This is a genomic window from Ruminococcus sp. AF20-12LB (genome assembly GCF_003478985.1).
Lineage (GTDB): Bacteria > Bacillota > Clostridia > Lachnospirales > Lachnospiraceae > Blautia_A.
The window spans coordinates 656-13,114 of record NZ_QUGH01000015.1 but is presented as its reverse complement, the minus strand read 5'-3'; the positions used below and the strand labels follow the sequence as shown (position 1 = coordinate 13,114).

Here is a 12,459-nt window from a genome sequence, read left to right as displayed (position 1 = left end):
CATTTGAATATGAGCATTTTACAAACAATCGACTTAAAGAAGTATTATGGCACAGAACCAAACATCACTCGTGCCCTTGATGGTGTAAATTTTACTGTGGAACAGGGAGAATTTGTTGCCGTAGTTGGAACTTCCGGCAGCGGCAAGTCTACGTTACTCCACATGATGGGAGGACTTGATACCCCCACTTCCGGCAGCGTGATTGTACGGGGGGAAGAACTTGCGAAAAAAAATGATGATGAATTGACAATTTTCCGCCGTCGTAACATAGGGTTTATTTTCCAAAACTACAATCTGGTTCCGATTTTGAATGTATATGAAAACATCGTCCTGCCTGTGGAATTGGATGGTGATACCGTAGATAAGAAATTTATGGACGAAGTTGTGTATATGCTGGCTTTAGAAGATAAGCTGGAAAATATGCCAAACAATCTTTCAGGCGGTCAACAGCAGCGTGTAGCGATTGCACGAGCTTTAATTACAAAGCCGGCGATTGTCCTTGCTGACGAACCGACTGGAAATCTCGACAGCAAGACCAGTGCAGATGTGTTAGGGCTTTTGAAACGTACCAGCGGAGAATTTAATCAGACCATTGTAATGATTACTCACAATAACGAGATTGCCCAGCTCGCAGACCGCATTGTGCGGATTGAGGATGGCAAAATTGTAGGTTAAAGGAGGTGGGAATTATGAATTATCCTTTTGAAAATGATACAGAGAGAATAGAGAAAAGGATTGCTGAAAAGAGTGTATTCTCTGAAAAGAATAGGACATTTCTAATCAGAGTTATCATCTTGATTGCGGCATTTCTGTTGAGCTTTTCTGGTATTCTTTTGTGCAACGCAACGCTTAGTACGCAGCAGATCGCCCATGTAAATAATACAACTGAAGCAGTAGGAACTGTTTTAGGAATTGTTATTGTACTTCTTTGTACGGCAGGGCTGGCTGTCAAAAATATTCTTTATGTATCTGTACTGCAACGAGTACATGAATTTGCACAATTACGGGCAATCGGCGCAACATACCAGCAAATTAAATCAGTGGTCAAGAAAGAACGTGACAAAATAGCAAAACCTTGCATTGTATTGGGAACAGTCATCGGTTTTCTGGTAAACATAGTTTTACCACTTCATTTTTACTGGATACCAAGCATTGTATGTGCGGTAATCTCCGGCATATTTATTTGGATTATCACAGCTTTGGCTTTTCAAGCACCAGCGAAAATGGCTGCATCTACATCACCAATAGAAGCACAACATACACAGGCAACAAACTATTTTAGAAGTGTTGGGGCAAAGCGTAAACTTACGCCTATAAGAATCGGGTGGATGTATTGTAGAGCCAATAGAAAGAAAGCTGCCTATACATTTTTATCTCTCATTATGAGTGGGATTTTAATGTTCGGTGTTTTTTCAATATTGAATGCGATAAATCCCGAAAGACTTGCGTCACAACCTTATCAGGGAAATAGTGATGTATTTGTACTACTAAATTCAACGGCTGATGAAGAATCCACCTATGATTTAATGAAATCTACACCATTTACAGAAGAACAAAAGCAAAAATTGTATAACATTTCAGGTGTAAAAGATGTTTATGAATTGTATATGCTGGACGGCATTCTGACAAATTCCGAGGGGGAAAAATTTGAACTGTCCATTGAAAATGCTGTAAATCCAGAAACATTTAAAAATGAAATTGTTGAGGGTATGCAACCAAGTCATGAATTACAGAATGGAGCAATTCCTGTTGCTATCAATAGACAGTCTCCTTATTATCAGAAACTGAATATGCAGCTTCAAGTTGGAGATTATCTGCCGTATATCATAGATACAGGATATGGTCAAAAAGAAGTGGCGTTAGTTGTAAGCGGATTTGTAGAAAACAGCGATACCGGGCTTGTTATTTATACAAGTGGTGAAAATATGAAATCACTGTCAGAAATGAATTGTACGCTTGCATGGTATATTTGTTTGGATGATAACGGAAAAGACGTAGCAACAGAGATAATCAAAGAAATTTTTATAGATGACGACAGAGTTGATGTGTCTGTTTTGGCTGATGATGTTATGGCATTGGAAGATTACTTCCATAATGCGAAAGTCATCATTACAGTTTTGGTGGTGCTTATTAGTCTGTTTTCATTTATAAATATGCTGAATACCAGCATTACAAATGCAATTGCCAGAAGACACGACTATGCACTACTGGAAGCTACAGGTATGACAAAATTGCAGTTGCGAAAAGTACAGCAGTCGGAAAGTTTCATCTATCTGGTTGGAAGTTTTATAGGAAGCTGCATTTTAGGCATACCAATCGGATTGCTGCTTTGTACCCAAATATCAAAAATTCCCGGACTTTCATACTTTGAATATCACTTCCCAGTTCTTTTTGTGTTTTTATACCTTGCTGCGGTTGTGATGGTCTATCATGTAGTATCAGTATATCAAAAGAAATCTTTGCAACAGCACTCAATTATAGAGCGCATTAGAACGATAGGCTAAGTTTTAATAATCCGTCAGCTCCACAATTACATTACTCTGCTGATACAGCCAGTCCGTAAATTCTTTCGGGCTGGCTGTTCCTGTTTTTACAGCCTTTTTTCTCTGCAATGCTTCTTTCTTAAAGTCGGAAAAGGCAGCCTGTATTTTTTCCAGACGGTCAGCCGGAAAGCCTGCGGTATTTTTTACCCGGTTTATTTTGTTGCGCCAGTTCTGGCATTCATTTTTATAAAGCAGGTCATAGTTATTTTCTCTTGCCCTCTCGTCAAATTCCCGCTTGTTTTGAAGCGCCTGTACTTTTCGGCACTTGTCGCTGCACAGCTCATACCGCTGGCTCTTTGCCAGAAAATATTTCCCGCAGACCTTGCACTGCCGGAAGCAAAGCCCCCAGTCATTCAGCCTGTTCAGATAATAGGTAATCAAGGGGTAGAGGGACGCATAGGCAGACACACATTCTTCTGTGCGCCGGTTGTCCGGGAACCAGAGGTCAAGCCGGGTATCTTCTGACGGTGCGCCTTTGAAATAAAGGCTGCCAGCTTGAAAATGTTTCGGTTTTCCTGTTTCTCTGTCAAAGCTCATGGTTTCGTTATGGAATACCCCGGTCAGGCTGCTCATTTTATCCATGAAGCGGTCACAGGCAGCGTTACGGTCACGGGGTTCTCTGGCAAGCAGATAGCTGTTCCAGATACGGAACGCCACATACATTTTCAGAGGGTCGTTGCTAAGATATTTCTCCCAAAGAAATTCGCTTGCCGCCTGCTCCAGCTCCGGCTGTTTCCATCGGTTGGAGTGGAGGGCTTGCCGCAGCGGAGAAAGCCCATATAAGTTCCAGTCTCTGTCCGTGTCACGCTCAAAGTTTATCAAAAAAGTCCCCAGTGGGCGTGTCATATCACAAAGCACCTCTGCGTTTTGGCTCCCGTTCAGACGGAAGCGGATCTGCTGTTCTTCCCCAATCAAAATCCTCTCTTTCATTTTCTTCCTGTCCAGCGTCAGGACGAACAAAATCCTCTCAAAACATGGCTCATGCCGTATAAACTGATTCTCCATCCCTATCCCCTGCCTTTGTTTATGGTAATTATATAATTTAGTTATATCAGTTACACTCATGGTATCGCAGAAGTATTGTTTTGTCAAGGATAGTCCGCTATGATGATTGCAGTTGGTAATTTCGTGCCACACAGCACCTTGACAAGTGAATGACCGTCCAAAAGGGATATGACCGGCAGGAGAAGTGACGCATCCGGCGCACCAATGCAGGGAAACACCGCAGGAATGGGGCAGGAAAACGGCTTTTGGGGAGAACGGCAGCAGGAAGCATTTTAACCTATTTGATTTATGGGAGGAACAGAATGAACGATAAAAAGAGATTGAACAGCTACGAGGATTTACCGCTGGTTCTGGATGTGGCGGACATCCAGCGGATTATGGGAATTTCAAGAGCGAGCGCCTATGAGCTGGTACACACCCCCGGCTTTCCGGCGTTCCGCAGGGGCAGGCTTATCAAGGTCAGCAAAATTGCTTTCTTTGAATGGATGGCAAAAGGCTCCGAAACCGTACCGAGAAGCGACAAATAAGCGTGAGGTATCATTCCCTGACTGCATACTGCCGCACTTTCCAAAGGGGCATACAGAGGGAAAAAACCTTAAAAATGATACCGAAACGCTACACCAAAACAGCCTGTCTGCGTACATCAGATAGAAACGGAGAAAGGAGCCGGTTATGGCAAGAATGAGCAACAAGCGGCGGCTGGAATGGTCTTTCTTCTTAAATGACCGCAGCCGTATCACTTACAACGAACTGTGCCGGAAATGCCAGCACCAATGTAAACAGAGCTTCCGGGCGGTTGTGGTTGACTGCCCGAAGTATCTTTCCAAGCGTTCCAAGAAAAAGGACAAGACTGCCGGAAACGGCAAAATCCCTTAGGAACTAAGGGCGCACTTCTATACATAGTCTAAAGACCATGTATCGTGCGTCCTGCGGAGCTTACCTCTGCCGCTGATAAAATCAGCAATCCGAGGTCTGCGTTCGCTTCGCTCCGACAAGGCGGCTGCACCCCCTTGCGCCGCTAAAGCGGCTATCCCCTGTGTACCCGCCGAAAAGAGAAATCCGCTCTGCGGTTTTCCCTTTTCATCGGGTTTTATAGAAGCACTGACACACGGACTGTCTGCGGATGGTCTTTCTTTATCTTATAAGTAAAGGATGTGAGAACATGGAAAAATCTTTGGAACAGTTGAAGCAGGAATATGAAAAAACCACTGTCCTGCTGGAACGGGAAAAACGGAAAATGCAGCGTTTGAAAAACCGGCAGGCGTATCTGGAAAGCGGTTCCCGGAAACAGAGGACGCACCGGCTGATTACCCGTGGGGCAGCTATTGAGAGCATTGCGCCACAGACAAAGGAGCTGACCGAAGCGGAATTTTATTCCCTCATGGAAAACATTTTGAATCTGCCGCAGGCGGAGCATTTCATCCGGTCTGCCGCAGAGAACCACGCCCGTATTTCCGGGCAGGAGAAAGGCGGTGACTAAGGATAGCACTTTATCATTTTTCAATCGCACAGATAAAGCGCAGCGCCGGTCAGAGCGCCATTGCCAGCGCAGCCTACCGAGCCGGGGAGCGTCTTTACAGCAGCTACTATGGAGAAGTCAGCGACTACACCAAAAAGGGCGGCGTGATCGCTTCGGAAATCATGCTGCCGCCCCATGCGCCGGAAATATATCTTGACCGGGCGACCCTCTGGAATGCTGTGGAAAGCTGCGAGAAACATCCAAAAGCCCAGCTTGCCTATTCCTTTGATATTGCCATGCAGAATGAATTGACGCTGGAAGAAAACATGGAGCTGGCGAGGAAGTTCGTGCAGGAGCAGTTTGTGGCAAAAGGCATGATTGCCGATCTTGCTTTTCACAGCCCGGAGAAAGAGGACGGCGGCATCCCTAACCCACATTTCCATGTGATGACAACCATGCGCCCTTTGAACCCGGATGGCACATGGGGACAAAAACAGCGGCGGGAATATCTTCTTGATGAAGATGGAAACCGAATCCGGGATAAAAACGGCGATTATGTGTTTAACGCTGTCCATACAACAGACTGGCACGAGCCGGAAACGCTGGAACACTGGCGGGAGCAGTGGGCGGCTGCCGTTAATACAAAATTTGAGGAAAAAGGGCTGGATGTGCGTATCGACCACCGTTCCTATGTGCGGCAGGGGCTTGACCTGATACCTACTGTCCACGAGGGAGCTAATGTCCGGCAGATGGAAGCAAAGGGCATCCGCACCGAGAAAGGGGAACTGAACCGCTGGATTAAAGCCACCAACCGGCTCATGCAGGATGTGAGGAAGAAGATCAAAGCCCTGTTTGTCTGGATGGCAGAGGTAAAAGAAGAACTTTCCAAACCGCAGACACCGAACCTTGCCGACCTGCTGATCGCTTATTACAACCAGCGCAACGCAGGGGCATGGAGCAATAAAGCCAGAACCGGAAACTTAAAACAGTTTGCCGAAGCCGTCAATTATCTGACGGAAAACAAGCTGCTCACATTAGAGGATTTGCAGGAGCGTCTTTCCTCTGTCAGTGAAGAATTTGAAGCATTAAGCGGCTCCATGAAAAAGAAATCTGCCCGGATAAAGGAATTGCAGGAATTGATACGGGAGGGCGAGAATTACCAGCGGCTAAAACCTGTTCATACGGAATTGAACAATATCAAGTTTAAGAAACAGAGGGAGAAATTTGAAACATCCCACGATGCGGAGTTACGGCTGTTTTATGCTGCCCGCCGTATTCTGAAAGAAAAACTGGACGGAAAACCCATTGCCCTGAAAGCATGGAAACAGGAATACGCACAGTTAAAAACAGAGTATGCCGAACTGTCTCCGCAGCACAAGCCGCTCCGGGAGGAAGTCATACGGCTGCGGCAGGTGCAGAACGCCGTAGATACCGCACTGCGCCGGAGGGAGCAGCCACAGGAAGTACAGAGAAAGAAACACGAGATGGAGCTATGACATAACCGGCAGCTTTACCGCTACCGGCATTTTTATGGAGGGAGCATTTGAATGTATTTGAAGCGGTGAAACAGTCTGTTACCACCCGGCAGGCTGCTTCATTCTATGGAATCCGGGTGGGGAGAAACGGCATGGTCTGCTGTCCATTCCACAATGACCGCATGCCCAGCATGAAAGTGGACAGCCGCTTTTACTGCTTCGGTTGCGGGGCTTCCGGGGATGTGATCGACTTTGCCGCTTTGCTGCATGGATTGGGGAAACGGGAAGCTGCGGTCAGGCTTGCGGAGGACTTCGGCGTTTCCTATGAGAAATCCGGCAATGCGCCGCCAGATAGGAAGCGTCACAACAGGTCACAGTCTCGACAAAAATCAGCGGAGCAGAGATTTCAGGAAACGGAACGGTATTGTTTCCGGGTGCTATGCGATTATCTGCGCCTGCTGGAGCATTGGAAAACAGCATACGCCCCACAGCCGCAGGATGCCATCTGGCATCCTCTTTTTGCGGAAGCGTTGCAGAGGATAAGCTACACAGAATACCTTTTGGATATTTTGTTATACGGAGAAATAGAAGAAAAAGCGGCATTGATCGCCGCACAGGGAAAGGAGGTGCTGCGGCTTGAACAGCGAATTTCAGAGCTTGCCGCCGGAAACGCAGGAAGCGGTCAAAAGGACGATGGACACAATGGAACCGGCGCAGACACCGGCAGAAATCCGGGAGACATTAGAGGGGACGCAGAAAGGCGGCGTGAAGAACAGCATCCGAAACTGCCTGACGGTGTTCCAGCGTGACCCGCTGTTTCGTGGGGCGCTGCGCCTGAACCTTTTGACGGAGCAGATTGACATTGTGAAGCCGCTGGGCTGGGAGCGCACCAGTACCACGCTGACCGACATGGACATGAACTACCTGCTTTTGTATCTGGAAGAAAACTACGGGCTTACCAGCGAGAAAAAGGTGCAGAGCGCCATCAAGATTGTTGCCAATGAAAACCGCTACCATCCGGTCAGGGATTACCTGAACAGCCTGCAATGGGACGGCACAGAGCGCATCCGTTACGCCCTGCATCACTTTCTGGGAGCCGATACGGACGAATACACTTATGAAGCCTTGAAACTGTTCCTGATGGGAGCCATCCGGCGTGTATTCAGACCGGGGAGCAAGTTTGAGGTCATGCTCTGTCTGGTTGGTGGTCAGGGAGCCGGGAAATCTACCTTTTTCCGGATGCTGGCAGGCAGGGACGAATGGTTTTCAGACGATTTGAAGAAGCTGGACGATGAAAATGTGTACCGCAAGCTGCAAGGGCATTGGATTATCGAGATGTCGGAGATGATCGCCACAGCCAACGCCAAGAGTATTGAGGAAATCAAGTCATTCTTAAGCCGCCAGAAAGAAACCTACAAAGTGCCGTATGAGACACATCCGGCAGACCGGCTGCGGCAATGTGTATTCGGAGGGACGACCAACCGGCAGGACTTTTTACCCCGTGACCGCACCGGCAACCGGCGCTTTCTCCCCGTGACGGTGTACCCGGAACGGGCGGAGGTTCACATACTGGACGATGAAGCGGCGGCGAGGGCGTATATCGAACAGATGTGGGCGGAAGCCATGACGGTTTACCGCAGTGGGAAGTATAAGCTGTCATTCAGCATGGAAATGAACCGATACCTGAACGCCCACCAGCAGGACTTCATGCAGGAGGACACACAGGCTGGCATGATCTACGCCTATTTGGAGGACTACACCGGCGACAGGGTATGCTCCAAGCAGCTTTATGAGGAAGCGCTGGGGAACTTAAATTCCCCGGCAGACTGGGAGACACGGGCAATCTGCGAGATTATGAATACCGGCATTGCGGGCGGCATCATACAGGGCTGGGCAGCCTACAAAAGCCCGAAGCGGTATAAGAAATACGGTTCTCAAAAAGGTTGGGAGCGTGTCAACCAAGCTCCGCCGGAGGGGGACGGTTTTCAGGAAATCACGGAAGAAGAAGCCCGGCAAATGGAACTGCCATTCTGAAAAGCCACCGGTTGACAGTTTGGTTGACGCTTCGGTTGACAGCCGGTTGACGGGGAAAAGCCTGATATTTGGGGCATTTCTCTCCTTTGTCAACCATGTCAACCAAGAAATCAAAGAAAAAGTAAAAAGTAATCATAGAGCGCCTATGGATTGTTTTCAAAGTCTTTTCTGCCGGTTGACACGGTTTGGTTGACATGGAGACAGTCTGCGGCTGTACACCTGCCTGACATTCCCTTGTCGGGCATATTTCATTTATGGAGGTAACTGCCTATGGCAAAAAACAAAAACGAGAGCAATAACAAAAACAGCGGCACCCTGCTTACCGAAAAAGACGGCACCCAGTATTTTGTCATGGGGAAAGTCCGTATCAAGGTATCGGAGCATTTCGCACAGGATGGGAAGCCGCTTGACAGTCTGCTGGAAGATGTGATCCAGCACGCTGCCGCCGCTTCCTGAAAAAATACGGAATAACGACTGTCAATCAGCCCACGCTTATGATATACTTGTACCAGCGAGTATTGTATAAGCGTGGGTTGTTTCTTTTAGAAGGAGGATTTTTAACCGTGAAACAACCATACAATACAACGATTTATAACACTGCACTATATTTGAGATTGAGCCGTGACGATGAATTACAGGGGGAAAGCGGCAGTATCCAGACCCAGCGCATGATGCTTAGGCAGTATGCCGCAGAGCATGGGCTGACTGTTGTAGACGAGTACATTGACGACGGATGGAGCGGGACAAATTTCGAGCGTCCAAGTTTCCAAAGGATGATTGATGACATCGAGGACGGGAAAATCAACTGCGTTGTCACAAAGGACTTATCCCGTCTGGGAAGAAACTATATCCTGACCGGTCAGTACACGGAAATCTATTTCCCCAGCAAGGGAGTACGCTACATTGCCATCAATGACAATGTGGACACCATCAACGGAGAAAGCGAGCTTGCCCCGTTCTTAAACATCCTGAATGAAATGCACGCCCGACAGACCAGCAAAAAGGTCAAGGCTGCCATGCACACAAGATTTGCCAATGGCGCACACTATGGAGCCTATGCACCACTGGGCTATGTAAAAGACCCGGACAAAAAAGGTCATCTTCTGATCGACCCGGAAACGCGCTGGATTGTAGAGAAGATTTTTGACCTTGCCGTACACGGGCGTGGAGCCGCCAGCATTACACGGATTCTGGTGGAGGAGAAAGTACCTACCCCCGGCTGGCTGAACTATGAAAGATACGGGACTTTCGCCAATATCTACGCCGGTGCGCCCGCAGAAAAAGCCTATGCGTGGACGATTGCACAGGTCAAGAGCATTTTGAAAGAGGAAACCTACATCGGTCACAGCGTTCACAACAAGCAGAGCAACATTTCATTCAAGAACAAGAAAAAGGTGCGGAAGCCGCAAGAAGAATGGTATCGTGTGGAAAATACCCACGAAGCCATCATTTCCGAAGAAGTGTTCCAAAAAGTTCAGGAGCTGATTGCAAGCAGACGCAGGCGACAGAAGAATGGCACAACGCAGATATTTTCCGGGCTGGTAAAATGTGCGGACTGCGGATGGTCATTGGCTTATGGTGTAAACAGCCAGAACAAAAATCCCTATGCACACTACCATTGCAGTAAGTACGGACAGGGATTACGCCAGTGTTCCATGCACTATATCCGCTATGATGTACTGTATGCCTATGTGCTTGCAAGACTGCAATACTGGTCTATGATGGTACAGAAAGACGAGGACAAGCTGCTGAAACGGCTGCTCAATGCCAGCGACAGGGAAAGAAACTCTGCGAAGAAAAAGCAGGCTGCGGAGCTGAAAAAGGCAGAGAAGCGTAAAGCCGAGGTTGACGGGCTGTTTGCTAAAATGTATGAGGACTGGTCTGCCGGACGCATAACCGAGTATAACTTCAATATGCTGTCCGAGAAGTACCAGAACGAGCAAAAGGAGCTTGAAACAAAAATAAGGCAGCTTCACGAAACGATGGAAGCCGCCGTACAGACCGCAGCGGACGCTGAAAAGTGGATTGCCCTGATGAAACAGTATGTCAACCCTGTGGAGCTGACCGCCGAACTTCTGAACACTCTAATTGAAAAAATAACCGTCCACGAAGCTGTCAAGGGCGAGGACGGAAGCCGTGAGCAGGAAGTAGAAATCTACTACCGCTTCATTGGCAAAATCGACTGACCTTTCTTTTTTACCCAACAATATCTTTAATTAAGGGAAACGGGAAACAATATGCCGGATATCAGTATTCTTGTGGATATTGCAGATTATTATGATATCAGTATTCCGGAGATTATCAGTGGGGAAAGGAAAAGCGAGATGATGAACGAAGAAGAAAGAAAAATTGCTAAAACAATGTCAGATTATGCAACTACAGAGAAAGAGAAGATTTTTAAAGAAATGAAGCTCCAAAGTGTCATGGGAGTTTGTGCATTGGTTCTATACTGGATTCTGCATGAAACAGGTGCATATATGTATAATGATGTGTTAGGAAAGCTTGCCGGCTATTGTGAGACCTTGGTATCTGTGTCAGTCATAATGATGGCAGCATTTACGACAGGATCTTTAAGCAAGGTGCGGAGCAAGAGTAGGAAAGTTTTTGTGTTCGAAAATTTCCCAAAACCTATGCAATTAGTTGTAACTGCAGTTGTTGCTTTTGGTGGAGCTGCTGTGCTCAAGCTGGTACTGGTGCATTTTTTCGGCTTATAAGTATTTTCAAAGTTACTGTTCACTGGTAATGTTCCGCGAGGTGTTTTTTGTGAGCGAAGGTCACAGACAACCAGAGACATACTGCGCGAATTTATGCGATCAGCATAAATTCTGTGCATCGCGAAGCGTGTTACTGAGAACGGAGTGAACAGTAACTTTTCAAATTCGTATTACATACTATGGAAAAAGAACTTTTTGACATTTTCACAGATGCGTGATAATATGATTTTAGAAATAGAGTGCTACCGATAGACGGTTAGTACGTTTTACTATTAAGATATCAAAGATAACCGCTTAGTTTGCAGGCTGGGGCGGTTATTTTTGTGATTTATTATTATCTTTGCCAAAGGTATATCCAAGACCAAAGCAGGTTAAGCCGAAGCTAACCACAGCTATGAAGTCAATAATACTCATGGCTTAGCCCTCCTTTCCAGTGGATTCCCTTTCGGGTTTCTATGTAATCAGAGGGGTGCTGAGTGCCGGTGGCACTCGTTTAGCACCGACCGTAACGGAGTGTAGACCATAGTCCCTCTGGAGAAGAACTAACCGCCTACCGTTATGGTAGCACCCATGTTCAGATTATAATAATAAAAAATTACGGGCGCAATAAGAAAATGGCAGAGGAAGTAGTAGGCGTTGGCAATAAAGAATTTAGGACAACCTTATTCCAGTAAACGAAAAAATGGCAGATTCCAGGATCATGATTCTATCATCCAGGGTCATTGATAAGGTAAAGAGCCTTGAGGAAGAGAATGTTCTGGTAGTAGCAGGCCGTGGAGTGCGAAATGAAAAGGATGTGGAAATTAAAATTTTATCAGAACTGAAAAAAATCCCGGAGTAGAAATACTTTGGGATTTTTTTGAAAGGTTGACTTTTACACGGTAAAGTGCAATACTTATTGTAAGTGACGAATGTGAGGAGTGTTTTTTATGCCGGATGATAAAGTACTGCAGGTAGCGATACTTATATGGGGATGTGCATTTTGTGCCATAGCTACATTATGTATATTTCTGAGCAGTAATTATGACAGGGAAAAGCGTCGGTATCTTATCCTGATGGAGAGTTTTGCTTCTCTGTTATTGCTGATGGATGCTATGGCGCATATTTTCAGCGGATATCCCGGAGTTCCGGGCAGTGTGATGGTTCGGATTTCGAGTTTTCTCGTATTCGTTTTAACAAATGTAGCAAGAATTCTCCCACCTCTTCAGGTGGTGAGATGAATTGCACAT

Annotated in this window: 14 protein-coding genes; 13 read left to right on the top strand and 1 reads right to left on the bottom strand. The window is 46.6% G+C overall.

Features of this window, described 5'->3' with window-relative positions:
• Positions 1-9 precede the first annotated feature (9 nt).
• On the top strand, positions 10-675 hold the full coding sequence (locus DWX61_RS15845) for an ABC transporter ATP-binding protein (RefSeq protein WP_117825499.1): 666 nt from the start codon (positions 10-12) through the stop codon (positions 673-675).
• Between the two features lie 14 nt (positions 676-689).
• On the top strand, positions 690-2,504 hold the full coding sequence (locus DWX61_RS15840; protein WP_118004623.1) for an ABC transporter permease: 1,815 nt from the start codon (positions 690-692) through the stop codon (positions 2,502-2,504).
• A 3-nt stretch (positions 2,505-2,507) separates the two neighbouring features.
• Here the strand turns inward: DWX61_RS15840 and DWX61_RS15835 are convergent, their stop codons facing one another.
• Positions 2,508-3,548 carry a hypothetical protein gene (locus tag DWX61_RS15835; protein WP_118224832.1) on the bottom strand — a complete coding sequence of 347 codons (1,041 nt, stop codon included), beginning with the start codon at positions 3,546-3,548 and terminating at the stop codon, positions 2,508-2,510.
• Between the two features lie 302 nt (positions 3,549-3,850).
• On the opposite strand from DWX61_RS15835, the gene DWX61_RS15830 reads away from it, so the two are divergent.
• The 11 genes from DWX61_RS15830 to DWX61_RS15780 all read left to right on the top strand — a co-directional run bounded on the left by DWX61_RS15830 (position 3,851) and on the right by DWX61_RS15780 (position 12,450).
• Positions 3,851-4,075 (top strand): helix-turn-helix domain-containing protein, encoded by a 225-nt coding sequence (locus DWX61_RS15830; RefSeq protein ID WP_008368839.1) that lies wholly within the window; start codon positions 3,851-3,853, stop codon positions 4,073-4,075.
• 145 nt (positions 4,076-4,220) lie between these two features.
• Positions 4,221-4,424, top strand: coding sequence for a hypothetical protein (locus tag DWX61_RS15825; protein ID WP_117825505.1), 204 nt, complete (start codon positions 4,221-4,223; stop codon positions 4,422-4,424).
• Between the two features lie 286 nt (positions 4,425-4,710).
• Positions 4,711-5,028: a DUF3847 domain-containing protein gene (locus DWX61_RS15820; protein ID WP_182434029.1), complete on the top strand. Its 318-nt coding sequence runs from the start codon at positions 4,711-4,713 to the stop codon at positions 5,026-5,028.
• 2 nt (positions 5,029-5,030) lie between these two features.
• Entirely contained in the window at positions 5,031-6,503 is a 1,473-nt protein-coding gene (mobQ, locus tag DWX61_RS15815) for a MobQ family relaxase (protein ID WP_117825509.1), read from the top strand.
• Between the two features lie 47 nt (positions 6,504-6,550).
• On the top strand, positions 6,551-7,291 hold the full coding sequence (locus DWX61_RS15810) for a CHC2 zinc finger domain-containing protein (RefSeq protein WP_118626265.1): 741 nt from the start codon (positions 6,551-6,553) through the stop codon (positions 7,289-7,291).
• Positions 7,176-8,516, top strand: coding sequence for a virulence-associated E family protein (locus tag DWX61_RS15805; RefSeq protein WP_117825513.1), 1,341 nt, complete (start codon positions 7,176-7,178; stop codon positions 8,514-8,516). Before DWX61_RS15810 ends, DWX61_RS15805 begins: the two co-directional genes overlap by 116 nt.
• A 270-nt stretch (positions 8,517-8,786) precedes the next feature.
• Complete coding sequence (locus DWX61_RS15800; protein ID WP_004614956.1) at positions 8,787-8,972, top strand: hypothetical protein; 186 nt, start codon at positions 8,787-8,789, stop codon at positions 8,970-8,972.
• Between the two features lie 38 nt (positions 8,973-9,010).
• Positions 9,011-10,702: a recombinase family protein gene (locus DWX61_RS15795; RefSeq protein WP_004849806.1), complete on the top strand. Its 1,692-nt coding sequence runs from the start codon at positions 9,011-9,013 to the stop codon at positions 10,700-10,702.
• A 138-nt stretch (positions 10,703-10,840) separates the two neighbouring features.
• Positions 10,841-11,230 (top strand): hypothetical protein, encoded by a 390-nt coding sequence (locus DWX61_RS15790; RefSeq protein ID WP_182434028.1) that lies wholly within the window; start codon positions 10,841-10,843, stop codon positions 11,228-11,230.
• A gap of 700 nt (positions 11,231-11,930) precedes the next feature.
• Entirely contained in the window at positions 11,931-12,071 is a 141-nt protein-coding gene (locus DWX61_RS15785) for a hypothetical protein (RefSeq protein ID WP_182434027.1), read from the top strand.
• Positions 12,072-12,159: 88 nt separating this feature from the next.
• Complete coding sequence (locus tag DWX61_RS15780) at positions 12,160-12,450, top strand: hypothetical protein (protein WP_118626263.1); 291 nt, start codon at positions 12,160-12,162, stop codon at positions 12,448-12,450.
• The last annotated feature ends 9 nt before the right edge of the window (positions 12,451-12,459 follow it).